The organism is Mycobacteroides sp. CBMA 271, assembly GCF_009729205.1.
GTDB lineage: Bacteria > Actinomycetota > Actinomycetes > Mycobacteriales > Mycobacteriaceae > Mycobacterium.
The window spans coordinates 351,553-376,616 of the sequence record NZ_VTHB01000001.1; the positions used below are offsets into that span (position 1 = coordinate 351,553).

Consider the following 25,064-nt stretch of genomic DNA (forward strand, 5'->3'; position numbering starts at 1 on the left):
TCTGGTTTTGGGATGTCGAACCCTGAGGCAAACCAAACTGCGTCCTCGCCGCGGGATTTCATACCCGCGGACACACACGCCAGGCCCGGCAAGGACGCTACTTGTGGAGTGTGAATTGATGGACGCTGGTCTGTCCTTCGCGGAAGAGTCGCTGGCAGCCTGTTAGGTACTTCACGTAGCGCTGGTAGACCTCTTCGGATTGCGTAGCGATGGCTTGATCCCGGTGCCGTTGTAGCGCAGTCGCCCATAGTTGGAGAGTGCGTACGTAGTGAGGGCCAATCTCATGGATGCGGGCGATATCAAATCCAGCGCCAGTGGCATTTTCGGCCACCATTGACACCGAGGGCAGTCTGCCCCCGGGGAAAATCTCGGTCATGATGAATTTGGCAAAACGGGCCAGCTCGAAAGTCATGGGCACACCGCGGGCTTTCGCTTCGTCGTAGTGCACGGCAGTGATCGTGTGCAGCAACATGATTCCGTCAGCAGGCAGTGCGCGGTAGGCCATCTGGAAGAAGGCCCGGTAGCGCTCATGTCCGAAGTGTTCGAAGGCACCAATCGACACGATGCGGTCGGCTTTGCCGTGAAATTCCTCCCAGCCCTGTAGCCGGACGTCGATTGTTCGGCGGGTAGGGATCCTGCCCAGCTTGTCGAGAGCGTATTTGCGCTGTTCATCCGACAGCGTCAGCCCGATGACGTTGACATCGTAGTTTTCGATTGCCCGTTGCATACCCGCGCCCCACCCGCAGCCGATGTCGAGCAATGTCATGCCGGGCTCAAGCTGCAACTTGCCCAGCGCGAGATCAAACTTGGCTAGCTGAGCCTCATCGATGGTCATCTCGTCACGTTCGAAGTAGCCGCAGGTGTACCCCATTGTCGGGCCTAGGAACAACTCGAAGAACTCGTTCGAGATATCGTAAATCGACTGCAGTTCTTCGTACTTCGGCTCCCATTTCCCTGTAGATGTGCCGGCGCCGATGTTCCGTGGCCTGAGCTTCTTGTCATTGCTGACCACTTCCCCGGAGGCATTGACGGCTTGAGGTTCGGCGCGTTTGGGTTGACGCTCTGGGGGTTTGGTCTTGGCGCCTTCGAAATCCTCTGAGCCGGGGAATTCCTTCTGCATGCGTATTTCCTCCCGTCGGCGCTCAGGGCGTCAGGACGGCGCGGTAGCGAGCGTTGCTCATGTCCTGGAAGGTAGTTTCTGCAGTTTCCAGGGGGTGGGTTTCGATAAGGGGACGGATGCCTTTGAGGACCGCAAAATCGAGAGTGTCTTCGCTGTCCTTGGCGTGTCCGCTGTACCAGCCGATCACCGATCGTCGACCGAAAACCAGTTGGTCGGCCGAAAACTGCAGGGGCGCATGATCGGTGGCGATTACCATGAGGCGGCCATTGGGCCGCAGGCCCTGAATAAGATCGACCTGTGCATCGGCGACCCCCGCGGTGGACAGAATAGTGGCCGCACCGCCGAGACGTGACAGGGCTTCCCCCGCGCTTCCATCGGTGCTGTCGATGTATTCGTCGGCACCCAATTGCCGGGCCAGCCGAGCTTTGTTGTGGCCGCGGTTGATAGCTACGGTTCTGAAACCCATTTTGTCGGCGAACTGCACGGCCAGATGCCCCAGCCCGCCGATCCCCTGAATCGCAACAGTGTCGCCGGGGCCGGCTCCGCTGTGCCGCAGCGCGTTGAATGTTGTGATTCCCGCACACATGAGGGGTGCGGCCTCTTCGAATGACAGTTCATCGGGGATGCGTGCAACCGCTTCTTGCGGGGCCACAAGGTATTCGGCGTAGCCGCCGTCGTAGGACGCGCCGACTACCTGCGCGTGGGCGCAATTGGCGAAGTCACCGGCTCGGCACCACTGACATTGCCGGCAGTAGCCTCCCTGCCAGCCGACACCAACCCTCTCGCCTTGTCGCCACCCAGTGAGCCTGTCGCCGACGGCGTCAATCACGCCAGCGATCTCATGTCCAGGAACACGCGGGAAGATCACGCCGAGTAGGCCATTGCGGGCGATGTTCTCCCCGCCGCATACGCCGCAGGCACGCACACGGATCCGGACTTGACCCGGGCCGGGCTCGGGAACCGGGATCTTCCCGACCACGAATGGCGCACCGGCAGCCACCGCTTGGACTGCACGCATCACCGATTCACTCATTCGAACTCTCCCTAAATGGACTAGTTGCTGGATCCGCCGTTCATAAGGATTTCCTCGCCGGTGATGAACAGCGCTTGCTCGCTGGCCAGGAACTCCACAAAGCCGGCGACATCGTCGGCGGTGGCCATGTGGCCGATCGGGATGGTGTCCAGCAGGCTCTTCTTGTATGGATCCTCATCGCTGACACCGGTGAAGATCCCCGACCCGTCAATAGGGCCGGGGACGAGCGAGTTGACTGTGACCTGCCGGGACCCCAATTCCAGGGCCAGCACTCGCACCAGATATTTCGGTGCGGTCTTACTGGTGCCATACAGACCGAGCCCCGGCTGCGGTCGCGATGTCGAACTCGATGCGATGTTGATGATTCGGCCACCGTTGGAAATGTGGCGCGCGGCGGCCTGCATCACAAAATATGGCCCCTTGGTGTTAACGCGGAACAGCAGGTCGAAATCTTCCTCCGTCACCTCGACGACTGGAACATTCACCTTCTCGACGCCGGCGTTGGCGACGACGATATCGACTTTCCCGAAAGCATCGAGGGTCTCGGAGAACAGGCGGTTGATCTCCTCGACCTTCGAGACATCCGCCTGAACCAGCAGCGCCCTGACTCCTAGCTGTTCGACCGCGGAAACCACCTCATCAGCGGCCGATTTGTCCTTGGAATAGTTCACCACTACATCGGCCCCCAGCGACGCCAGGCGCAGTAAAATAGCCCTGCCCAACCCCTTAGAGGAGCCGGTGACAACAACGACTTTACCTTCGAAATTCATCGACAGCCCCTAACCTAATTCTTCACTGCGCCGTGTTTGATCACGAGACTGCACAGCGTATGCATCATCAAATATGTATATGCGCAAGGTGCACTCGCGTCCAACAAATAGCATTTGTTGTGCCACAAGCGAGATTTGTCAATGTTGACGGCCTTAAACCGAACATGTAACCAAAAGCCGTGAATATGAAATATGGGTGAAACTTTGAAATATCTTGATTAACCATTTCACTCTGTTGTCTTTCTTGCGATTCCGGTTTCGGGCACACCAGGTGCGGCGCCGTCGGGTGGGACCGCACCTGGCGCACAGGCTCAGCAGGCCATTACAAAGACCCGCTGGTCCTGGAGTTTTTTGTGATGTCATTGAGGGTGCCGTGCGCGCCGAAAAGCTCCTCTTGCCACTGCGCGAGCAGTGGTCCTGTATCGATATCGTCAGGGTGAAAACCCGGCCGCAAGTACAGCGCAGATTTCCCAAAAAGCCCGCGCAACAACGGACTACGGTTCAGCGCCCACGTTTGGCGGGCGAATGCGATGGGATGTCGTCGCGCGTATGGATCCACGAGCATGCCAACAAACAGCGCCAGCGTCACCACCGGCCCCGTGATAGCGAGAATTACTGCCATCGTGACAATTCGAAGCCATTCAGGTCCGCCAACAGCGCGGTAGACATCGAACGCGACCGACTTGTGTTCGAGTTCTTCCAAAGCGTGCCAGTTCAGCAAGTTGATGACCTCTGGGTCGTGCGGAACTTGCTGCACCCAAGGACTTTCGAGTACACGCTCGGCAAGAACCGCGGTGTAGTGCTCGAATGCGGCGGTCGCGGCGAGCCTGATATACCCGGGCACTCGAGATTCGACGGCGATGATCCGTCCTAGCAACTGATCGCCAGGGTCGAAGTATCCGATCAGGTACCCCAAGTCGATCAGCTTCCTGTTCAGCTCGCGATGTTGGTTGCCGTGCTTGGCTTCCTGACCGATGAATCCCGCCACCCGCTCTCGAAGTCCCTGATCGATGATCTCGTCAGAGAAGGCGCGCACGGAGCGAATGAAGAACTCTTCCCCAGCGGGAAACACTCCGGATATGAACGCGATGAAATGGCTGTGGGCCATGTCGCCCTCGACGAAGTATTTGTACAGCGGAGTTCGCCGCCCAAACGGGAAGCTGATCCGCCGCACGTTCGGCACCGCCGTTGATACGGGTAACTGTACGTTACCGATACTTTCAGTACGAGTTGTCATGCGCGAAATCTACCCCACAGCAGAGACATCTGTAAACCCATAGTTCAGTACTTTTTACTGGTTTGACATGGGAATTTAGATTTGATGCATCAGCGATGCATCAAACCAAATGTCATTTTTGGTTGCCATTCGTTAACTGAAATACGACTGACTGCCGAAGACGACGGAAGCGATTCAGGAAGGGGCCGAGCGCCCGAGCAGAATCGGCTCCGCTGGATTCGTACAGAGCGACCCTTCGGCGGTGAAAACTGCGACGCGAAGGGCGGCACGACCCGGCTCACAGCCAGAGTCAGGCGGTGAGCGCTGCTCAGGCCCAACAGATTCTGCCGCAGCATCCCGAAGATCCCGATGCGATGTCCGCCGGAGGCCGCCGACCCATCGATCGGCACCGCAGGCACGACCGATACTGGGTATCAAAAACATGGCGGCGCAGCCTATTCCAGGTCATCCAACGTCATAGCGATCGGGAAGGGCGGCCTGCCGGTACCGCGCATTCGATACCGACCCCACAGATCAACCTCGTCGACAGTCACTGGGGCGCGCCCGTGCTGGGTGCAAATAAGGCCTTCGGCGCGAGCGCCGACCAGCTCTGCCAACCCGGCGCTCGCCGACGTTGTCCGGCCATACCAACGGAAGGTGCCGTCGATGGGTTGAAACAAGCCACGAAGCTCGACGTGCGTGTCAGCCCCTGCGCCGTCGATCACCAAAGTTGCTGTCCCACAATAGTCCAACTCATCGTGCCGGTCAGCAGTACGGTCACCCATTCGCCATGCATCCCTTCTCCCGACCCATATTTCAGGTCTTGCTTCTCGGCCGGGAAGGCGTACCGTTCACACTAATACACCGAACAGTGTGTATCTAGTACTTTGAAGTACCGGTATATCGACGGGGGGATACCGGTCCGCGCTGAGAGGAGCCAGACAATGAATGTCGACATCAGTAGCGAACGCGGTCACGTCGGTAGGCGTGCCGAGACCAACATCGAGCTAGCGGCAGTGCGGCGTCTCAAGGCGTCCGCCGAGAAGTGCTACGACCCGGAAATCGATATCGATTGGAACGCCCCTCCGGTGCCCGGCATGCCATGGTTCAGTGAGCACCGCGTCAGCTTGCTCGGTACCGAACTGTGGGAGGGGCTGACTGCTGAGCAACGACTCGAATTCGGCCGGCAGCAGTTCGGGAGCATCTTGATCGCCGGTATCTGGTTCGAGGCGGCACTAGGGGTCTTCCTGTACCACGATCTCATGCTGAGCCCGGTGGAAAGTAGCCGAACGAGGTACCTGCTCACTGAAATCGGCGAGGAGGCAAGGCATTCCTCCATGTTCGCGCGCGTCGTGGAAAAAATGGGCGAGGGCTCATCCCCCATCACCTACCGATTGCCGCGCACCGCAAGGGGACTGCTTCCGCTCCTCAGCGCGCTGCTTCCGGTGGGCCCGATGATGTACACCGCTATCTTGATGGCCGAAGAGGTGCTGGACCGTCTGCAGCGGGAAGGAATGAACGACCCCGGATTGCAGCCGCATGCCCGCACAGCGATGCGCATTCACGTCATCGAAGAAGCACGCCATGTCGCATTCGCCAAGGAAGAAATCCTCCGCGGCTACCGGCAGGCCGGGCCTGTCGGTAGGTTCGCAACCCGCATGACCGCCGCCATGACCGCATTGTTCTTTACGCTGCCTGCCCTGCTCAACCCGCAGATGTACCGCGCAGTGGGTATCAACCCGATGCGCGGCATACGCGCCTCACTTTTCGGCGAGCAGTTCGGGGTAAACGCGCAATTTGTACTGGGCCATATGGCGCGTTTCTTCCACGACGCCGGCATCATGAAAGGCTTTCCCGCCGTGCTGATCTGGCGGCTGTCGCGGGCTCTCCCCGATGACGTGAAGGCAGCATTGGGCCGCAAGGGAAAACGGCAAAACGGGACCCCGCGTCTGCGGCTCGTGCGCGCGGTTACTCCGGAGGACACCGATGACTAGCCCACGCACACCTGATTGGGTGTTGGGAATGGGTGCGTGGGCGATGGAGACGGCGCACCGAGTGCTCATGGACGCGACGGAGGGCCGGTTGGGGCAGCGTTTCGGTCGCAATCAGTCCGTGGAACTGCACACCATCGGCCGGAAGACGGGAAACCGGCACACCACGCTACTGACGTCACCCGTCTACGCGCCTGCGCGGTTGGTTCTGGTTGCTTCCAAAGGCGGATCCTCGGATCACCCCGATTGGTACAAAAACCTGGCGGCCAATCCCGACATAGAAATAACAGTCAAGGGCGTCACCAACGCCTACCATGCCCGGACCGCTTCAGCACAGGAGAAGTCGGACTTGTGGCCCAGAATCCTCGAAGCGTTTCCTGGCTACGAGGGATACCAGCGGAACACCGATAGGGACATCCCCGTAGTGATCTGCGAATCCACATCAGGTTGATTCCCTGCGAATCTGAGCTATTGCGTCTCCGACGCGAAGGGGCGGCAAATCGATGTCCGTAAGGCATTTACTGCGCATCTGCGGAGTGCTGTGGTTGGCTGTTTCTTCTGTCACGATCTGGTCAGCCGTATCTCTGGCTACATCGCCTGCCGGCCTGCCTGAGCGCTACGCCCCGGGAGCGGTCGCTCTCGACGGCATCGTCATGTTCGCCGGACTCAACGCAGGCATGGGCTTGTATCTCATATTCGCCAGCACTAACCCAGCCAGGTACCGCCACACCGTCGACATGTTCCTACTGTGCCAGGTGTTGTGTGCACTGTCCGTCATCACGTTACAGATGTGGGCACCCGCATATCACGGGCGGTGGATCGGCCAACCAGTATTGACCGCCTTCGGGTCCATACTGGTTGCCCTCATCTGGTGCCCGGCCAGAACAAGAATCGGAATCGAATCACCTCAGAAACGACCGAAAGGTCAAGACGTGCAACAACTATCGGGACCAAACACGCACAACCACTACAGCTTGAACGGACATATCGGCCAACCAGCACCGCCGGGCGCACCGGAATAGAATAAAGCCCAAAGGAAGCTACTTCCTGGAATGCACTTGATTGCAACGGTATTCATAATTCGTACGGGAACCGCTACATATTGACGGCGCCACGAAACCGGTGGGGGCATCCACCTGTGTTAATACAGCTGGCACTGAATCCACTGTTTAGCCACATACCATGCAGACGAGGACGGATCGATCAGATCGAAGTGGTCCAGGTCTGAGAACTCGAAGTAGTCGACAGAGCTCCCTAATGCTCTCGCGGTGGATGCGTAGTCCTGGGAATACTCGACAGGGACATTGACATCACGCACGCCATGTATGAGGACATGCCGTCGACGGTGGCCAAGTTGGTCAATCGGCGATGCGTTCCGAACCGCGTCCGGCGAGAACCGCTCGGCCCCAAGGAATTCTGCCGCAGCACCGTCCCCGAGATTCTCCCGCAATGCGCGCGCGATATCGCTAGCAGGGGCCAACGCTACGGCGAAGTCCGCCGCTCCTGCAGCAAGGGCCAGAAGCGAAAGGTGTCCACCGGCGGAGTGCCCGACCACAAATGACTTAGCGGGATCCGGGTAGATGCGTCGGACCTCGTCAGCCGCCGCCTTCACGTCTTCGAATGTTTCGGGCCATCCCCCGCCTCCATCGACCCTGCGATACTCGATGTTCGCCACGAGAAGGCCCTCGGCGCGCAGGTCCTCAGCTATCGGTGCCGTCAGTTCCACCCCCAGACCTTCTCGCCAGAAACCGCCATGGATGACAAAGGCCAAGGCGGTGGCAGGCTCATCGGGCTCAAGAATGTCTACGTACTGGCTCGGATGGCCTCCATAGGTCTGCGGCATCGATTTGCTCCTGAATTAGGTTCCTACATACAGGTATCGACCAGGGTATCGGAGTTTGATGCCCCAGGTGGCCGCAGACCTAGGGAGTTCACGACCTCACAATCTGCGCGCCGGCCCATCGACTGTGACGCAGCCCCTCCTTCCGTCGTGGGCGGCTCGATCTAGAGCCGCTCGACTTCGATCGTCACCCCGGGGGTCGCCCGCAACCGCCTCAGCAACGGGCCACCCATGGCGGTAGCAGGCGTCAGCACACCCCGACGGTCCGGCAGTTCGGCGCGATCAAGCGCCAGCGTCAGGCCGCTCTCACCAAGCAGCACCGCAGTGGCTTTGTAGCCCGGGTCGCCTTCCTGCTCCACGATCGCTCGGTACCGAATGCCCTCGGCCGTGGCGGTGTAGGTCTCGGTCCGGTAGAACCCGGCGTCCCGCGCACGTTCGCTGGGACCGCTACCCGCCTTCGGAAGCGCCCGTTCGACAATGACTTTCGGAAACGGAACCCTGGTACCCAAGCCGAAGCCTGCCGCCAGCGCGCCGGTCACCACGGCGGCCGCGGCAGGGGCCACAACAGAATGCCCGAGACTCATCACCTCTCGGTAACGCATTTGGGTCCCGTACGCCCAGTCCAGCAGCGCATTGCTGCGCCGCACGATGCGGGTGTTGTACGGACCCATGAGGAAGGCGCCCAACCAGTAGCCGTCAAGTTCCGGGGCCACGGAATCCCCACGGACTATTTCGAATTCGCGCTGACGCCCTACTTCCGGTTCGGCCGGGCGGTCCGGACTCAACGAGTAGGGGTCCTGCATGTTGCGCCGCACCTCGGGGTCCCCGGCGGCGGCCTTCATCATCTCTAGCCCGGAGGCAGCGGTGCCACCGCTGACACCACCACGGAACCTGCGCATCGCCAAGGTGGTGTCCAGTAGGCCACCGGCCCCATCCGCGCGGGCCTGCTCGTAAAGCGCGTATACGCCCAGATCCGAGGGAATGGAATCGAAACCGCAGGAGTGAACAATCCTCGCTCCGGTATCCGCGGCCTGTTTGCCGTAGACGTCGATGCTCTCTCGGGTGAAGTTCAGCTCCCCAGTCAGGTCCGCGTAGTCGGTACCGGCCTTGGCACATGCGGCGACCAGCGGCAGCCCGTACTTGGTGTACGGGCCCACGGTAGTGACGACAACTTGCGTAGAGATCGCCATGGCCTCAAGTGTCGACGGCCTGGTGGTGTCGGCCTCGACAAGCGGCCACTCCCGCGCCGCCGGGCCGCACGCATCGCGCACCGCCGCAAGCTTTTCCGTGCTGCGCCCGGCCAGCGCGATGCGGGCGCCAGTGGCTTGGACGCGACCCGCCAGGTATTGAGCCGTTAGTTTCCCGACATACCCCGTCGCGCCGTACAGAACAATGTCATGCTCGCGGGACGTCGATGAACCGCCTACCCGAAGACTCTCCGACATGATTAACCTCCCACTCCTGCAACACTAGTCGCGGCCACACTGTGGCCGAATCTGTAATCACCGCCACGCATATCTGAGCCATGCGGTTGCGTCTTCGCGGCCACATGCGCGCCCAGGCGAGTGGCGCCGTTCACGCGTTCTCTAGCGTGCGGTCACGAACCAGGTAGAAGAACGGCGCAGCCGTACCTACTCCCACCGAGACCGTCAGTGCCATGGTCACCAACCACCAGTGAAAGATCCTCAACCTCACGGACTCTCGAAGAGACCATAACGCAAATGCGAGGCCAAGCAGATAAAGATCAAGTACCGCAAACTTGCCTTGTGGGTTGTTCCGGATATCACCGAAGAGGAAGAAGGCCCGGATCGCGGCAATTGGCCCGTGTTTCCACGCATACGGTAGAGCGATGGCGTTCTGAGCGAAAAATCCGGTGACCGCCAGCGCTGCGAGGCCGGCGCGTTTAACCTTGTCGAGACCTTCTGCGGAACTGTTGTCGGACATACGTTTCCTTTCATTTTCCGTTTTCGAGATGGTTTTCGGTCGCCGGCCTGGCACATCGGCTAGCAGCCAACGCAGTGAGACCCGCGAGAGACATAGGTATCCCTGGGGGCAAGTCCAGGTAATGGGACACGAAGCCCGCGCACGCGGTGAACAGCTCGGGGTGAACATGCCGAATCGTGAGCAGGGCCCCTGCCAGTGGACGCACCCATAGCACTACCCGCCCGCCCCTTCCGGTCACGTCCACGATGAACCCTGCAGAAGACTGAATCCGTGCTTGTTTCTTCCCGCTCCTCGCATGACACGCTTGCCCTTTCATGGCTCGAGGGCCAAGAGCCTCGACGGTTCTGTCGAAGTCCTATACAGAGTAGACCAGACGGTGTATACCTAATACTAGTAGTTATGGATAAATATCTCGCACCGGCGAGATTGGGTGGCAGTCGCAGGTTCTGATCACACAAGGCGTTGTGCCGGAGATGACCGGAAGGCGCGGAGGCCGGCACGAAGGAGGGGTCCATGTCCGAGGTTTCATTTCCTGAATCCGTCTGGGGCGCAGGACGAGACAGCACCCGTAAACGCGTGATGAAGTTGGCATCTTCCCCTCTCGCTGCGGCGCTCGCCCGACTGTCGGTCCCGTTTGACCGCTTCGTCCTGGCGCGCACCAAGGGCCGATACACAGCGATGGGTCCGATAGGCATGCCACTGCTAGTACTGACCACGACTGGACGCAAGAGCGGACAGCCGCGCCAGCAGCCGTTGACCTACGTCCGCGATGGCGATCGCCTGGTTGTCGTGGGCACCAATTTTGGTCAGAATCACCATCCGGCGTGGACATCGAACCTGCTCGCCGATCACCGCGCCGACGTGACAATCGGAGGCCACACGGTACCTGCGGTAGCCACTGAGCTACACGGAGAAGAGCAGCGACGATTCCTGCACGCGTTCGCCGAGATCGGCGAAAACTACGCCGCCTATGCCGAGCGTGCGGGACGCGAGCGAGAGGTCCGCGTGTTCGCGCTGGAGCCCGCGGCCCGAATCGCACTGCGCGAGAACGGAACGGCCACACCCCCGGCCGTCGAAGAATCCGATGTTGTCTGAAAGTGCCTCTGCAGTGGCGCATCGCCCGATACGTCACAGCACACGTGAATCTCGAGGAGGAGTCGCAATGAGCACAACCCACACCGATGACGAGATCGGACAATTGGCACTGCGCCCGCGCAACGTGCATTTCGAATTGTCCGATGCACCGCTGCACTGGATACCTGGCGAGCCGTATGCGTCGCATTGGCAATCCTCAGTGCACTTCGTCTTTCCGGCAGGTGAGCCACTCATGGCCGATGCTGTCCGAAGAGCGGGTGAGCTGATGACAGATCCCGAGTTACGTGAAGTCGCTTTCGGTTTCGCCGCCCAGGAGATGATGCATGCCCAGTCTCATGATGCGGCGCTATGGGAATTTCTTGGCCCCAACGGAATTGATGCGCGACCATTCACCCGGCAGGCGGACTTCGCGGCTGCTCTTACCCAGCGCATCCTCGACTCGACGAGCGGTGCGGCTCACCGACGCGTCCTGGCCCTCAGTTTGGCCATATACAGTGGCGTGGAGATGCTCGCGACCACTATGGGGCAGTGGCACTTGGACGCCGACCTCGAGAAGTTCGGCGCGGACCCCGTGACGCTGGACATGATGCGCTGGCACGCGGCCGAAGAGGTCGAACACCGGCGAGTGGTCTTCGATGTTGCGCGCTATCTCGGGGTAGGGTACCTGACCCGTGTCGTGCTGGGCGTGAGCACGGCCATAGGTATCTTTTACCTACTCGCCCGCGGGACCAAGTTCCTGGTCCACTCAGATCCCACGCTGCCCAACCTCGGGTACTTCGGTTTACTACGCGAATACGCCAAGGCTTCCCAGCGCGGCGCCTTGCCCCCGCTGCGCATGCTCGCCAGTACGGTCGCCCGGTACACGAAACCCTCATACACCCCTGAGGGTGAAGGAAACACCGCCCAAGCCGTCGCCTACCTTGCGAAGTCACCCGCAGTGCGGGCCGGCGCGATATGAGCACACCACTCGGCTTGAAGGACGTCCCGGCAGATCTCTACGGCAAACGAAAACACGAACGCGCCCTGACTCTGATGGCCGCCGTGGCTCCCCGCTTGCCGTGGTTGGCCGGCCTAGGGGTTCGTGGCCGCGAGCTCGGCAGCCCTACCGTCGACGCCCAGCAACTTATAGTGCGCGCCATGGCCTTGGTCGCCGTCGATGACGACGTGGTCAGTCTCCATTTGAGGGCGCCCGACAACACCCCGCTTCCCCGCTGGTGGCCAGGGGCCCACCTGCAGGTGCAGCTGCCGTCTGGACTGCTTCGCCACTACTCGCTGTGCGGGGACCCCGCCGACACGCGTAGCTACCGAATCGCAGTTCGGCGGGTTCCCGGCGGGGCCGGGTCAGCCGAAATCCACGAGAGGTTGGCACCGGGCGCCACAATCACTGTCGCGGGACCCCGCAATGCATTTCCTCTGATTGCCGCCAATCACCCTGCAGCCCATGGTAGTAACGGTGGATCTACACAATCCAGAAGCATTCGTTTTGTCGCCGGAGGCATCGGCATCACCCCCATCCTGCCGATGCTCGATTACGCCGAACAACGGGAAATCAGATGGTCACTCATCTACGCCGGCCGCAGCCGAGAATCGATGCCATTCCTCAACGAACTAGAACGCTTCGGTGACCGAGTAACCATCCACTGCGACGACGTGGACGGCCCGCCCACACCAGCGCAGCTCGCGGGAGAAATCGAAGAGGCCGACGCACTGTACTGCTGCGGACCGCCGTCCATGATCCACACCATGGCCGAGTTGCTAACCGACTATCCCACAATCGAATTCCACTTCGAACGATTCGGCACTCCGCCCATAATCGACGGCAAGGCATTCGACGTGGAACTGTTCCGTGGCGGAGAAGTACTCCACATCCCTGCCCATCGCAGTGTTCTCGACGTAGTGCGCGAGGCCCGCCCCAACGTCCGTTACGCCTGCAAACAGGGCTTCTGCGGAACCTGTCTCACGCGCACACTCGTCGGCAACGTCGAGCACCGCGACCACCGCTTAACTCCTGCACAGCGCCAACACGGCGAAATGCTGATCTGTGTGTCCAGAGCGACCGGCGACCGGCTCATCCTCGACCTCTAACGTCCCGTGGCACGATCGCCAACGACGAGTTCTGCCCCTCCGGTGAGTGCGATACTCCCGGTCGGCTAGTTCAGGTGTGCTGTGTTTACTGTTTCACGGGCGCTCCGGAAGACGATGGCGTGAGAGCAGAGAGCTCCTGAGCCATCGCGGTTCGGTATCCGATGAGCACTGAAGCCACCAGGGATATCGAGATGATGATCTCTGCCACGAAGAATGAAACGAAGTCGATGACCGACCCGATCGGCGGGTTGCCGGGGACCGCATTGCGCAGCGGGATCAGTGCGAACAGTATCGCCGCCATCATGGAGCATGCCGGGAAGTTCAAACCGCGCCGCCAACGCAGCAGATAGTAGGCGGCCGTAGCTGCCGCCGCAGCGAGTCCGAGCATCAGGAGCATTACGAAGAACGCAAAAACCATTGTGGGCGTGGCACGTTCAGAGGTTACGTCGATTTCCACACCGCCGGCCGTGCCTGCGTTTTGGGTGTCCATTGCGGCGTCGACTCTGAAAAATGGATCGGCGCTGGTGATACTGATCGCTATCGGCAGCGGGGTACCGTCGGCGGTGGCGGCGCGAAATACCAAGGCGGACCGGTAGACATCGAACGGGTAATCGGTCACAGTGCCCGTGATGGCGAATCGCCATTCAGTGTCGGGGGTGTCTTTTCCAGGATCAAGCTGAATGACCCGGTTTTCGCCGAGGGCGGTGGGGACTTCTAGTTGCGCAGCACGACGAAGGTCTCCCGCCGTATCTGCAAGTGCCCCCGTGGCCGCTACCTCGGTGATCTCTACAAGCATCGTTTGAGAGCCGGTGTCGAGATGGCTGATCCATACAGAGACTTCGACATGGTCCTCGCTGTCGGCGGAGCCAAACACCTGAGGTGTTCCGCCCGTACGGCGATGCGAGAGGTAAATGCCCAGACTGCACCCGATGACAAGGAACAGCACCACACAGACTGTGAGCACCCCGCGTACACCCAGCCGGGCCCGCATCGGTCCACTAACCATGCATCTCCCCCACTCTCTGCCCTACCAGGGTGGTCGGCTTAGCGCGTGGGCCGGTGCGACGGCCAGGGCAGCGGCCCATCGCCCGCCCTTGTGCTTCAGCACCGCTGCCCCCAGCCCGGCATTATCAGTGTCCGACAACGTGATACGGAGCATCGGTGTTATGTAGGTACCAGAATCCATCGTCACCCTGGTCGCAGTACCAATATCGATAGGCTTCGTCATTGCTCTCCAGATGCGTGTCGGGCCCGTCAACCATGCAGGCCTTCTCTGTCGAGTATTTCCCTTCCACTACAACGTCATCGGCGTGAGCGACACCGGTAGGAAGTAGTGCAAATCCCAATGCCATCACACCGGCACCCAACCATGTCTTTGAAGCCATCACTGTGACCTTCCTGCAAGTTCGCTGAACGTTAGGTGAGTAATCTACGAAACCGCTTACCTCCACGCCTTCGAAATCCTCACGGAACTGTCTGAAAACGCCAGCGGCGGCGCCCGCAGGTAGCTAGCGCCGGCACACTCGCCCGTGTCCACCTGTCCACCCGCGCGGGCAACCTCCTGGTGCACAACTGCACCATCTCCAAGGCGGCACCGGGCGAACCCAAGGGCGGCATCTACGTCGTCACGAACCCCAAGGGTCAGGACGTGTACGCGGGCAAAGCCACCGACATCGAGGCCCATGTCAAGCAGCAGGTGCGAGGAGGCGAAAAAGTCAAGCCCGTTGACACCGTGCGCGTGGAGCACCAACCGATCCGGGACGCTGGCACCCTTAACCCCAAGGGGTCGGTACGGCTCATATGCGCGCCGCGCGAATTAGTGGCCAATTAGTGTCCACTTCGGGTCGTTTCTTGCCTCGGAGACAAAAAATCCCAGGTCGTTGACCTGGGATTATTGTGGAGCTAAGGGGATTCGAACCCCTGACCCCCACACTGCCAGTGTGGTGCGCTACCAGCTGCGCCATAGCCCCATGTTTAGTTGTGTGCTCGCACGAAGTTACACCACGGCGACGGGCTCTCAAAATCTCAGCGCTCAGGGCCACCGACATCTTCTGCTACTTCCTGCATACTCCTAACCTGCGGTGACGCAAGTCTCCCCAGGGTCTCGGGTGCGAAAATCCAGGCCACCGCCGCCACCAGCGGTAGCGCACCGCCCACCACGAAGGCCCACCCGTAGGACGCTTGCTCGGCGATCACCCCCGCCACGACCGGTCCGATCACCAGGCCGACATCCGAGGTCATCTGGAAGGTGGCCAGCGCGGTTCCCGCCCTCCCCCGGCTGCCCACCACATCTGCCACCGCGGCCTGCTGCGGGGACGCGTACAGCCCCGCGCCGATCCCGCCGATGAGCGACAGCACGATGAGTACCGGCAGCGATGATGCAAACCCCATCGCCATCACCGTGGACCCGCACACCACCAGCCCGGCGACCACGAGCGGCTTGCGGCCGATATCGTCCGACCACGACCCTGCCAGGAAGGCCGTCGACACGTCCCCGGCCGCGAACGCCGCGAACACCAGCCCGGCGGCGCCCGGCCGCTGATGCAACGCCTCGATCACAAACAGCGGTAGCAGCGCACCGCGGATCCCGAAAATCGCCCATCCCGCACTGAAATTCGACATCAGTGCGGCAATGAACGTCCGATGGTGCAATGCGGACTTCAACATCACCGGCGTGCCGTGATGCTCGTCGGCGACCTCCAGCAGTGGGGAGTTCCGCAATCCGAAGTAGACCAGCACGACGACCACCACCAACGCCGCCGAGTAGATGATGAACGGCGCCGAAAGACTCAGTCCCACAACAGCACTACCCAATGCAGGCCCGGCCACCATCCCGAGCAGGAAGCTCGACCCGTACAGCCCCTGAGCGCGTCCTCGAATCTCGTCGGGCGCGATGCGCACCAGGAGCGCCGCCGCCGAGACGGTGAACATGGTGGAACCGACACCACCGAGCGACCGGAACACCAATAGCTGCCAATAGGTGTGCACGAACGCGCAGATCCCGGTGGACACGGCCACGATCAACAAGCCGGACATGTAGACCCAGCGCTCCCCCAGCCGCTGCACCAATGCCCCGGCGGCAGGCGCGAACATCAGCCGGAACGCCGCGAACGAGCTCACCACCGCGGTCGCCGCGGTGACGCTCACCCCGAAGCTACGGGCATACTGCGGCAGCGCCGGAGCCACCACACCGAATCCGAGCGCGATAACCAGGCTCGCGACGACGAGAACCCAGATCTCCCACGGCAGGCGTGGTTTGGCGGCTGCGACGTTGTCGGTACAGCCACTCAAAGACGATGCTCTTCGCGCAAGCGGCTCATTGCCCGATCACCGCGGACACCACCTCGCGCGCGGCATCCTGTACCTGCCTCAAGTGCTCGGCACCCTTAAACGATTCGGCATAGATCTTGTATACATCCTCGGTTCCGGACGGACGCGCCGCAAACCAGGCATTTTCGGTGACAACCTTCAGCCCGCCGATCGGCGCCCCGTTCCCGGGGGCATTGGTCAGCTTGGCGACGATGGGCTCACCGGCGAGTTCCGTTGCGCTCACCTGTTCCGGCGAGAGCTTGCTCAGCACGGCCTTCTGTTCGCGGCTGGCGGGCGCATCGACGCGGGCATACGTTGGGGCGCCGTATTTTTCGGTCAGCTGCGCGTACCGCTGCGAGGGTGTCACCCCGGTGACCGCCAAGATCTCCGAGGCCAGCAGCGCGGCGATGATGCCGTCCTTGTCGGTGGTCCACACCGACCCGTCACGGCGCAAGAAGGACGCCCCGGCGCTTTCCTCGCCGCCGAAACCGATTGTCCCACCGATCAACCCGTCGACAAACCACTTGAACCCAACCGGCACCTCAAGCAAGGTCCGACCCAATCCCGCCACCACCCGGTCGATGATCGACGAGCTCACCAGCGTCTTGCCCACCGCAGTCCCCTGCGCCCAGCCGTCGCGATGGCTGAACAGATAGTCGATGGCCACCGCCAGGTAGTGGTTGGGATTCATCAGCCCCGCGTCAGGGGTCACGATGCCGTGTCGATCGGAGTCGGCGTCATTCCCGGTGGCTATCTGGTATTTGTCCCGCGACGCGACCAGCGAGGCCATGGCATCCGGCGAGGAGCAGTCCATCCGGATCTTGCCGTCGTGATCGAGCGTCATGAATCGCCAGGTGGCATCGACCAGCGGGTTCACCACGGTCAGATCCAGTGACCACCGGTCGGCGATGGCGGCCCAGTAGTCGACGCTGGCCCCGCCCAATGGGTCGGCGCCGATCCGTATTCCGGCGTTCTTGATGACGTCGAGGTCGATGACATTGGTCAGATCGTCGACGTAGGTCTGCTGAAAATCGTACCGCTGCACGGATTTCAGCGCCCGCACTAGTGGTACCCGTTTCACCGAGCGCCAGCCGCTACGCAGAATCTCGTTGGCGCGTGTGGCGATCGCTCCGGTGGCATCGGTGTCGGCAGGTCCGCCGTGCGGCGGGTTGTACTTGAATCCCCCATCCCGGGGCGGGTTATGCGATGGGGTGACGACGATTCCGTCGGCACGGTCAGTCGAAGTTCCGTGGTTGTGCCTCAGTATGGCGTGACTCACCGCCGGCGTCGGCGTGTATCGGTCCCGAGAATCTACCGCCACCACAACGCCGTTGGCCACCAGAACCTCCAGCGCACTGGTCCACGCCGGCTCGGAGAGCGCGTGGGTGTCGCGTCCGATGAACAGCGGACCGGTGACGCCTTGCGCGGTGCGGTATTCGACGATCGCCGCGGTAGTGGCGACGATGTGCGCCTCGTTGAAAGCGCCGTCGAGGCTCGACCCACGATGACCCGAGGTCCCGAATGCCACCTGTTGCGCGACATTCTCTGGGTCCGGTTCAAGCGCGTAATACGCGGTCACCACGTGGGCGATGTCGATGAGGTCTTCCGGCTGGGCCGGCTGTCCGGCGCGCACGCTACTCACGCACCTGATTCTGCCTGGATCAGGTGAACCGTGTCTTACCGAATGGCCGCTAGTGGCGTCCCGTTTGCATACGCATGCCGATTGTCGATACGCACGCGAAGCTTCGGCGCCGTGTGGCAGCTCGGCATGCGTTTTCGTCGGCGACGGCCGATGGGGGGGCTAGACGATGGATGCGACGTCCTGCCACAACGGACGTCGATCCCCATCGGGATCGCTCTCGACCCGGGACGGACTGTCGATGATCAACACCTGCCGGTCGGGCACCGTGTAGGCGGGCCAGCCGCCACCAGGGCCACCGGTACGCGCAAATGAGAGCCAGCGCCTCTGCATTTCGTCGCTGACGGCACGGGCGGCGGCGCGATCCCTGCGCCCCGCCAGGAATGGTGCGGCCACGGTCCGGTAGGTGCCAAAGACCGCGAGCAGTTCGATGGCATGGGTGGGTCCGAGCCCGTAGCGGCGCAGTGCGCGCGTGGCGTAGTCGTACCGGTAGAAGTACACCGGTGCGTACCGGCCGTGTGCCTCCGCAACCCGCCATGCCGCCGATCCGAATGCCAAATCACCGGCCAACTGCAGAATCGCCTTCTCCGACGGGTATCCCTCGTAGCTGGCGACGATGCGTTGTACGTACTCCGGACCGGCTTTGGACAATGCGTGCTCCAGCGCGTCCGGCGTAATCGGCAGGATCTTGAGTACCTTGGTGAACAGGGTCGCCTCTTCGGCGTTGTACCCGATGATCAGCGGAACACGGTGCGACTCACCGCGTTCCATTGCCTCGACCGGGTCCAGCGGCAGCACGTCGCCATCAACGCTGGGTCCGATGCGCAGCGATAGGCCCGGTACGTGTTTGGCCGACCCGACGAGACGGAACAACGCCTTGACCAGATTCCGCGGCGAGGCGGTGAGCACGGTCTCTGCCGCATTCGATTCGTTTGCACCCAGGTACTTCGCGAACTGGCGCGCGTTCACGGCCGCGTCCTCGGCACTGACCACCAGCCCGCTGGCGGTGCTTTGGCAGATCGCTTGGTGGAACAGCCCCGCGGCCGACGGCACCGCCAGCAGCGTGTTCACCGCATGCGATCCGGCGCTCTCCCCGAAGATCGTCACGTTGTTGGGGTCGCCGCCGAACGCGCCGATGTTGTCGCGCACCCATTGCAGGGCAAGCACTAGGTCACGCAGGTACAGATTGGTGTCAATGGTGTGCTTCTCATCCGACAACGACGAAAGGTCGACGCAGCCAAGCCCACCCAGACGGTAGTTGACCGAGACGTACACACATCCCTGCCGCGCCAGGCTCGCCCCGTCGTACAGCGGGGTCGCCGAGCTCCCCAGGAAGTAGCCACCGCCGTGGATAAAGAACATGACCGGCAGCGGCCCGGTGATCGGCCCCTCCGGAGCCACGACGTTGAGCGTCAGGCAGTCCTCGCTGAGCTTCTGCGGCTTGCCGGGCAGGATGATTGCGAAGCGATGCTGCTGGATGGAGGCCGCGCCCCAGGTGCGGCACTTGCGCACCCCCGTCCACGGCATCGCCGGGCGAGGCGCGCGCAGCCGCAAGGGACCTACCGGCGGCTCCGCGTAGGGGATCCCGCGGAAGCGGTGCACGCCACCCCGGGTGAATCCTTCGACGGTGCCGTTAACGGTGTTGATGCGGATGGGCTTCCTCAGTGCTGCCCCTAGGGGCGAGCGGGGCGTCGTTGCCATCGGCACATCCTAGGTAACCAACCGGTTGGGCCACAATGCCCGATTCAGAGGGTGAGACTGAAGCCCTCCCACGCCGAACGCCGAGTGGCCTCCGGGTCCAGCTCCACTCGGGTCGCGTGGTCGAAGACCATCACCGCGCGATCGGGCGGCTCATAGGTTGGCCAGCCGTCGCCAGGAATTCCACTGCGCGCGAACGCAAGCCAGCGTCTTTGCACGTCATTGCTGACGCGTACGGCGTCGCGTCGGCCGATGGCCCCGGCCATCACGGTGCCCATCGCGCCACGGTAACTATCGAACACGGCAAGCAGTTCCGTGGCGTGCGTGGCGCCCATCCCCGCCATCCGCAGCGCTCCGGGTGCGTAGTCGTAGCGGTAGAAATACACCGGCGCGTACCGATGGTGGGCCTCGGCCATCTGCCAGGCCGCCGTCGAAAAGTTCATATCGCCGGCGAGCTTCACCCGCGCGGGATGCGCCGGATACCCCGGATAGGCCGCCACAATGCGATCGCGGTGGGCCGGGCCGCCCCGCATCAGCATCCCCTCGAGCGCGTGCTCGGACAGCGGCATCATCTTGAGAACCCGGGTGAACAGCTTGGCCTCATCGGCATTGTGTCCGACAATCAGCGGAACACAATGTGCCTCACCCTGTTCCATCGCTTCGATGGGATGCCGGGGCAGGTAGTGCCCGTCGATGCACGGCCCGATCGCGAACGATCCGCCGGGCATGTTTTCCACGATGTCGGCGATAAGCGCATTGAGTGCCGCGCCCAGCTCGGCGGGTGTCGCCTGCAGCACGGTTTGCGCGGCCGTTTCCGGTGTGGCCCCTAGGACCTGCGCGAATTTCTGCGCATACATGGCCGCGGACTCGGCGGGCACCGCCATGCCGCTGGCGGTGCTCTGGCAGATCGCGCGGTGGAAGAGACCAGCGGCGGCGGGCGTGGCCATGAGCGTCTCGACGCAGTGCGCCCCAGCGCTTTCCCCGAAGATCGTCACGTTGCCCGGGTCGCCGCCGAAGGTGGTGATGTTGTCGCGCACCCACTGCAATGCGAGCACCACATCGCGCAGAAACAGGTTGCCGTCGATGGTGTGATCACGATCGGACAGCGAGGACAGATCCATCGCGCCCAGCGCACCCACGCGGTAGTTGACCGAGACATAGACGCACCCGCGCCGGGCCAGCGAGCCGCCGTCGTAGAGCGGGGTGGCCGAGCTGCCCAACAGGTAGCCGCCGCCGTAGATGAAGAACATGACCGGCAGCGGTTCGTTGGATGGACGATCGGGCGTGACGACATTGACGGTGAGGCAGTCCTCGCTGGCCCGCTGGACGCGCCCCGGCCCCATCACCCGGTAGCGGCGCTGCTGGGGTGCCGCGGCGCCGAACTCTGTGCAGTCGCGCACTCCGTCCCAGGGCAAAGCCGGCTGTGGTGCGCGCAGACGCAGCAGTCCGATCGGGGGGCGGGCGTAGGGAATGGACCGGAAGCGGCGCACACCGCCCCGCACGAAGCCTTCGACAATTCCGTTGGGGGTGGTCACGCGGACAGTGGGCGTCTTCGACCCTGAAGCCATGGCAGTCAAGATAGCTGCCCAGGCGATCAAGGGAGTCGTTGGTGAGTGAAATCCAGGTAATTCGAGGGCAGCAACGCTGCCGGCGACAGATAACTGATCGCGGTCTTCAGAAATCCGTCACCACCGGGCGCCTCGGTTTCGACGTGGTCACGGGAACATACCTATCGATGCACCAATAGCCACATTGGCCTCACCTGCCACTATCGTCACGGAAGTCTATTGCTGACGTCGATATGGCGTCCTGCTCCGGGAAGGTCTGACATGTCGCCGCGTCGCCGAATCTCCGTGGTCTTGGTGACCTCCGCCATTCTCGGATCAAGCATTGCGGTCGACGTTGCACCCTTGGCCTACGCCGATCCCTGCGCGGGCCCCGCAGCGGGGCTTCAGCCACCGACCCCGGTCCCCGACGACGGCATGCCCGGCCAGGCGCCGCCCATCGGCCGCAGGCCCGTCAACGCCAACGACAAAGCGCCGCTGCCAGAACTGGGCAAGCTGCCCTTGGCCATCCTCAAGCAGGTCCTGCCTCAACAGAGCGCAAAGAAGAAGCCGGGCTGGGCCCAAGAGATGACCCGGCCCGCGCTGCCGAATCCGCCCGAGCCGGGCTCGCCGAACAATCTTCAAGACCAGCAGGCCGCTGCGGTAGCTCCGGCCCCCGCCCCGGCGCCCGCGGTCGGCCCGGCCGCCGAGGCCGCCGTCTCCCCCACGACGTCCGTCGTCGGCTGGGTCACCGGCGTGGACACCGGCGCCAACACGCTGCAACGCTTCAGCATCTCCGGGACCGACCTCGGAATCATGTGGGATAACGGTGATTCCGGTGGCCGTCAGGTGTTGATGGCCTTCGGCGATACGTACGGTTACTGCGGAATGAAGAGCCAGCAGTGGCGCTACAACACCCTGCTGCGCACGCAGGACAAGGCGCTCTCGCGTGGGCTCCAGGTCGCGGACGGATCGACGTCCAACCCGTATGCCGGCTCCCCGCAGTCTCGCCCGGGATACTCCAAGCAGATCATTCCGCCCATCAAGTGGGCGGCCCAGGAACGCGGCATCATCCCGACCGCCGCCGTCTCCGTGGGACGCACCCAGTACATGAACTACATGTCCATCAAGAGCTGGGACAGCGCCGGCGAATGGACCACCAACTACTCGGCCACCGCGGTGTCGAACGACAACGGGCAGAATTGGAAGACGTTCCCGCAGAGCGTCCGTCCGGCTTCACCCGACGCCATCAGCCAGGTCCCCTTCACCGCGGGAAATGAGAAGTTCCAACAGGCCGCCTACGTCAAGGGCGTCGACGGATTCATCTACATCTTCGGAACACCTTCTGGCCGAAGCGGATCCGCCCACGTCGCACGCGCCCTTCCCGCGAACCTTCCCGACGCAAGCAAGCACGAATTCTGGAACACCGACAGCGGTACCTGGGTTCCCGGCGATCCCGGCGCCGCATCGCCGATCATTTCGGGCCCGGTCGGTGAAATGTCGGCGCAGTACAACACCTACCTCAAGAAGTACCTGGTGATGTACGGCGACAAGTCCGGGGATGTCTTGCTCTCGACGTCCCCTGCGCCGCAAGGCCCTTGGAGCCCTCCACAAGTCATCATCACCGAAGCACAGATGCCTGGCGGGCCCTACGCGCCATACCTGCATCCGTGGACCACCGGCAAGGAGCTGTACTTCAACTTGTCGCTGTGGTCGGCGTACAACGTGATGCTGATGCGCACGACTCTGCCCTGACCTTCAGCGTCGACGATTTCCCGCCTCTGGTGGGCACGGATGCGCAGCGGAAGGACACCAGATGACTGCCGAGTCATTGACATACGAGCACGCGGGGGCGACGCGCCCCGACGAAGCGGCCTGGCCCGTCACCCTGCCGGAATTGCGACGATTCGAGCAGACCGTCGTTATCGGACACGGCGAGGTCGCATGGCGGGAGGCAGCTACCGCCGTCCTGAACTGGGGAGTCAAGCGGCGCAGTGGTTTCCGGGTGGCCCCGCCGGTAGCCGTGACCGAGGGCGCCGAGTTCCGGATCAGCTACGAGTGGGGCCCGATAGCCATTCACGAGCCGGTACGCATCGTGGCCGTCGCGGACACCAATGACCGATCCGGGTTCGCCTACGGCACGCTGCCCGGGCATCCTGTGTCGGGCGAGGAAGCGTTCATTGTGCACAGGAACGCCGACGGCACAGTGTTTCTCACGCTGCGCTCCTTGACCCAGGCCGCACCGTCCGGATTCTGGCGGCCGGTGTTCCCGATACTCCTGGTGGCACAGCGGATTTTCCGTCGCCGCTACCTGCGCGCACTGTCGCCCTAGTCGAGGGAGGACGCCAGATCCACCAGTGCCCGGGCCGGTCCCGTTGGCGGTGCGCCCGGTTTCCATATCGCGCGGAATTGACGGGTGAACACCGCCGCGTCCGCGAGCGTGACCTCACAGAGGGTTCCCGCCGACAATTCCGGTGCCGCAATGAGTCGACTGATCACCGCGGGTGCCAAACCCGTTGCCACCGCCGCCTTGATCGCGACTGCGGAACCGAGCTCGGCGGCCGGTGCCGCAGGCTGACACACCTGGCTCAACACTTCCCATACGGTGTCGCGGGTGCCGGATCCCGGCTCTCGCATGAGTAGCGGTGTGGTCGCAAGCTCGCGCAGCGTCACGGGTTTACGCCGCCTGGCCCATGCATGCGTCGGCCCCACCACGATCACCAGCTCGTCGGCGCCCAATACTTCCCCACCCAAACCGGCGGGCGCGTGCGGCCCTTCGATGAAACCCAACGTGGCACCGCCGTCCCGCACCAGCTCACAGACCTGCTGCGTGTTACCGACTTCGAGCGACACCGTGACGTCCGCGTGTCGTGAACGAAGCGCCGTGAGCCACAATGGCATCCGATGGTCGGCAATGGTGCGCGAGGCGGCAACGACCAGGCGTGGCACATGCTCGGAATGCAGGGCGGCCACCCCCGTCACGAGTTCTCGAGCCGCCGCGAGCACCGGCGTGGCGTAGCCGATAACCGACAGTCCGGCGTCGGTCAGCCGTGACCCGGTGGGCCCGCGCTCCAACAGCACCAGTCGCAGGCGGCGCTCCAGCGCCCGGATACGCATGCTGGCGGCAGGTTGCGAAATGCCGTGTAGACGTGCCGCGGCGCCCAAGCTGCCCGTCTCGGCAACGGACACCAGCAGGTCCAGCACGTCGAGGTCGGGCGTGCCCGGAGGAAGAGGCATAAGCACAGTTTATGGCGTCCGGCAGAAACGGCTGGGATGTGGCCCCGGCTACGATGAGAGATTATGGACGACAACGATATCCGCCATCTGCGCCGGTGCGTCGAGCTTGCCCGCGAAGCTCTCGATGCCGGCGATGAGCCCTTCGGATCGCTGCTCACCGGCCCGGATGGCACCGTCCTCATAGAAGACCGCAATCGCGTCAGCGGAGGCGACTCGACACGCCACCCCGAATTCGAGCTGGCACGGTGGGCGGCTGACAACCTGTCACCTGCCGACCGCACATCCTCGACGGTGTACACCTCTGGAGAACACTGCCCGATGTGCTCAGCGGCGCACGCGTGGGTCGGCCTGGGCCGGATCATCTACGCGAGCTCCTCAGCCCAGCTGACGCAGTGGCTCACCGAGCTCAACGCGCCACCGAGCCCTGTCGCGGCTCTGTCCATCAACCAGGTAGCACCCGGGATCGAAACCGATGGCCCCGCACCGGACCTCGCCGAGGATGTGCGTGCGTTGCACGTCCGCTTTCGCGCGGGCGTATAGCCT

Annotated in this window: 24 protein-coding genes and 1 tRNA gene; 9 read left to right on the forward strand and 16 right to left on the reverse strand. The window is 62.6% G+C overall.

Annotation, left to right across the window (positions count from 1 at the left end):
- Positions 1-97 precede the first annotated feature (97 nt).
- The 5 genes from FZI91_RS01730 to FZI91_RS01750 all read right to left on the reverse strand — a co-directional run bounded on the left by FZI91_RS01730 (position 98) and on the right by FZI91_RS01750 (position 4,924).
- The gene (locus FZI91_RS01730) at positions 98-1,120 is read right to left on the reverse strand and encodes a cyclopropane mycolic acid synthase family methyltransferase (protein WP_155936964.1); all 1,023 of its coding nucleotides are present in this window, start codon (positions 1,118-1,120) and stop codon (positions 98-100) included.
- Positions 1,121-1,142: 22 nt separating this feature from the next.
- Positions 1,143-2,153 carry an alcohol dehydrogenase catalytic domain-containing protein gene (locus FZI91_RS01735; protein WP_155936965.1) on the reverse strand — a complete coding sequence of 337 codons (1,011 nt, stop codon included), beginning with the start codon at positions 2,151-2,153 and terminating at the stop codon, positions 1,143-1,145.
- Between the two features lie 20 nt (positions 2,154-2,173).
- Positions 2,174-2,923, reverse strand: a complete 750-nt coding sequence (locus tag FZI91_RS01740; RefSeq protein ID WP_155936966.1) for an SDR family NAD(P)-dependent oxidoreductase — start codon at positions 2,921-2,923, stop codon at positions 2,174-2,176.
- Positions 2,924-3,245: 322 nt separating this feature from the next.
- Complete coding sequence (locus FZI91_RS01745; protein WP_155936967.1) at positions 3,246-4,160, reverse strand: metal-dependent hydrolase; 915 nt, start codon at positions 4,158-4,160, stop codon at positions 3,246-3,248.
- A 434-nt stretch (positions 4,161-4,594) separates the two neighbouring features.
- Positions 4,595-4,924 carry a DUF4873 domain-containing protein gene (locus tag FZI91_RS01750; protein WP_155936968.1) on the reverse strand — a complete coding sequence of 110 codons (330 nt, stop codon included), beginning with the start codon at positions 4,922-4,924 and terminating at the stop codon, positions 4,595-4,597.
- 159 nt (positions 4,925-5,083) lie between these two features.
- Here FZI91_RS01750 and FZI91_RS01755 point away from each other — a divergent pair, with 159 nt between their 5' ends.
- Both FZI91_RS01755 and FZI91_RS01760 read left to right on the forward strand, forming a co-directional pair.
- Entirely contained in the window at positions 5,084-6,133 is a 1,050-nt protein-coding gene (locus FZI91_RS01755; protein WP_155936969.1) for a diiron oxygenase, read from the forward strand.
- On the forward strand, positions 6,126-6,581 hold the full coding sequence (locus FZI91_RS01760) for a nitroreductase/quinone reductase family protein (RefSeq protein ID WP_155936970.1): 456 nt from the start codon (positions 6,126-6,128) through the stop codon (positions 6,579-6,581). Before FZI91_RS01755 ends, FZI91_RS01760 begins: the two co-directional genes overlap by 8 nt.
- 690 nt (positions 6,582-7,271) lie before the next feature.
- On the opposite strand, the gene FZI91_RS01765 is transcribed toward FZI91_RS01760, so the two are convergent.
- The 3 genes from FZI91_RS01765 to FZI91_RS01775 form a co-directional block, all read right to left on the reverse strand.
- Positions 7,272-7,973 carry an alpha/beta hydrolase gene (locus FZI91_RS01765; protein ID WP_155936971.1) on the reverse strand — a complete coding sequence of 234 codons (702 nt, stop codon included), beginning with the start codon at positions 7,971-7,973 and terminating at the stop codon, positions 7,272-7,274.
- Between the two features lie 161 nt (positions 7,974-8,134).
- The gene (locus tag FZI91_RS01770; protein WP_155936972.1) at positions 8,135-9,415 is read right to left on the reverse strand and encodes a trans-acting enoyl reductase family protein; all 1,281 of its coding nucleotides are present in this window, start codon (positions 9,413-9,415) and stop codon (positions 8,135-8,137) included.
- A gap of 130 nt (positions 9,416-9,545) precedes the next feature.
- On the reverse strand, positions 9,546-9,914 hold the full coding sequence (locus FZI91_RS01775) for a DUF2834 domain-containing protein (protein ID WP_155936973.1): 369 nt from the start codon (positions 9,912-9,914) through the stop codon (positions 9,546-9,548).
- Between the two features lie 513 nt (positions 9,915-10,427).
- On the opposite strand from FZI91_RS01775, the gene FZI91_RS01780 reads away from it, so the two are divergent.
- From FZI91_RS01780 to FZI91_RS01790, 3 genes are all read left to right on the forward strand, one after another.
- Positions 10,428-11,009 carry a nitroreductase family deazaflavin-dependent oxidoreductase gene (locus FZI91_RS01780; protein WP_155936974.1) on the forward strand — a complete coding sequence of 194 codons (582 nt, stop codon included), beginning with the start codon at positions 10,428-10,430 and terminating at the stop codon, positions 11,007-11,009.
- 67 nt (positions 11,010-11,076) lie between these two features.
- The gene (locus FZI91_RS01785; protein ID WP_162526118.1) at positions 11,077-11,967 is read left to right on the forward strand and encodes a metal-dependent hydrolase; all 891 of its coding nucleotides are present in this window, start codon (positions 11,077-11,079) and stop codon (positions 11,965-11,967) included.
- Complete coding sequence (locus FZI91_RS01790) at positions 11,964-13,094, forward strand: PDR/VanB family oxidoreductase (protein WP_155936976.1); 1,131 nt, start codon at positions 11,964-11,966, stop codon at positions 13,092-13,094. The genes FZI91_RS01785 and FZI91_RS01790 overlap by 4 nt, the downstream gene beginning before the upstream one ends.
- 85 nt (positions 13,095-13,179) lie before the next feature.
- Here the strand turns inward: FZI91_RS01790 and FZI91_RS01795 are convergent, their stop codons facing one another.
- Together FZI91_RS01795 and FZI91_RS01800 are read right to left on the reverse strand one after the other, a co-directional pair.
- Positions 13,180-14,100 (reverse strand): DUF4436 family protein, encoded by a 921-nt coding sequence (locus tag FZI91_RS01795; RefSeq protein ID WP_239001776.1) that lies wholly within the window; start codon positions 14,098-14,100, stop codon positions 13,180-13,182.
- A 124-nt stretch (positions 14,101-14,224) separates the two neighbouring features.
- Positions 14,225-14,479, reverse strand: a complete 255-nt coding sequence (locus tag FZI91_RS01800; protein WP_155936977.1) for a hypothetical protein — start codon at positions 14,477-14,479, stop codon at positions 14,225-14,227.
- Between the two features lie 179 nt (positions 14,480-14,658).
- Here FZI91_RS01800 and FZI91_RS01805 point away from each other — a divergent pair, with 179 nt between their 5' ends.
- A complete protein-coding gene (locus FZI91_RS01805; protein WP_155936978.1) occupies positions 14,659-14,925 on the forward strand; it encodes a GIY-YIG nuclease family protein in 267 nt (88 codons plus the stop codon).
- Between the two features lie 66 nt (positions 14,926-14,991).
- Here FZI91_RS01805 and FZI91_RS01810 read toward each other — a convergent pair.
- The 5 genes from FZI91_RS01810 to FZI91_RS01830 all read right to left on the reverse strand — a co-directional run bounded on the left by FZI91_RS01810 (position 14,992) and on the right by FZI91_RS01830 (position 21,308).
- Positions 14,992-15,064 (reverse strand) — tRNA-Ala (locus tag FZI91_RS01810).
- 55 nt (positions 15,065-15,119) lie between these two features.
- A complete protein-coding gene (locus FZI91_RS01815) occupies positions 15,120-16,343 on the reverse strand; it encodes an MFS transporter (RefSeq protein ID WP_162526142.1) in 1,224 nt (407 codons plus the stop codon).
- Positions 16,344-16,410: 67 nt separating this feature from the next.
- On the reverse strand, positions 16,411-18,045 hold the full coding sequence (gene pgm, locus FZI91_RS01820) for a phosphoglucomutase (alpha-D-glucose-1,6-bisphosphate-dependent) (protein WP_162526119.1): 1,635 nt from the start codon (positions 18,043-18,045) through the stop codon (positions 16,411-16,413).
- 159 nt (positions 18,046-18,204) lie between these two features.
- A complete protein-coding gene (locus FZI91_RS01825; RefSeq protein ID WP_155936980.1) occupies positions 18,205-19,743 on the reverse strand; it encodes a carboxylesterase/lipase family protein in 1,539 nt (512 codons plus the stop codon).
- Between the two features lie 44 nt (positions 19,744-19,787).
- On the reverse strand, positions 19,788-21,308 hold the full coding sequence (locus tag FZI91_RS01830; protein ID WP_155936981.1) for a carboxylesterase/lipase family protein: 1,521 nt from the start codon (positions 21,306-21,308) through the stop codon (positions 19,788-19,790).
- 261 nt (positions 21,309-21,569) lie between these two features.
- Here FZI91_RS01830 and FZI91_RS01835 point away from each other — a divergent pair, with 261 nt between their 5' ends.
- Positions 21,570-23,039 (forward strand): DUF4185 domain-containing protein, encoded by a 1,470-nt coding sequence (locus FZI91_RS01835; protein ID WP_155936982.1) that lies wholly within the window; start codon positions 21,570-21,572, stop codon positions 23,037-23,039.
- A 61-nt stretch (positions 23,040-23,100) separates the two neighbouring features.
- A complete protein-coding gene (locus FZI91_RS01840) occupies positions 23,101-23,616 on the forward strand; it encodes a DUF1990 family protein (protein WP_155936983.1) in 516 nt (171 codons plus the stop codon).
- Here the strand turns inward: FZI91_RS01840 and FZI91_RS01845 are convergent.
- A complete protein-coding gene (locus FZI91_RS01845; RefSeq protein ID WP_155936984.1) occupies positions 23,613-24,521 on the reverse strand; it encodes a LysR family transcriptional regulator in 909 nt (302 codons plus the stop codon). The two genes, FZI91_RS01840 and FZI91_RS01845, sit on opposite strands and share 4 nt — an antisense overlap.
- A 63-nt stretch (positions 24,522-24,584) precedes the next feature.
- On the opposite strand from FZI91_RS01845, the gene FZI91_RS01850 reads away from it, so the two are divergent.
- Positions 24,585-25,061 (forward strand): nucleoside deaminase, encoded by a 477-nt coding sequence (locus FZI91_RS01850; RefSeq protein ID WP_155936985.1) that lies wholly within the window; start codon positions 24,585-24,587, stop codon positions 25,059-25,061.
- The last annotated feature ends 3 nt before the right edge of the window (positions 25,062-25,064 follow it).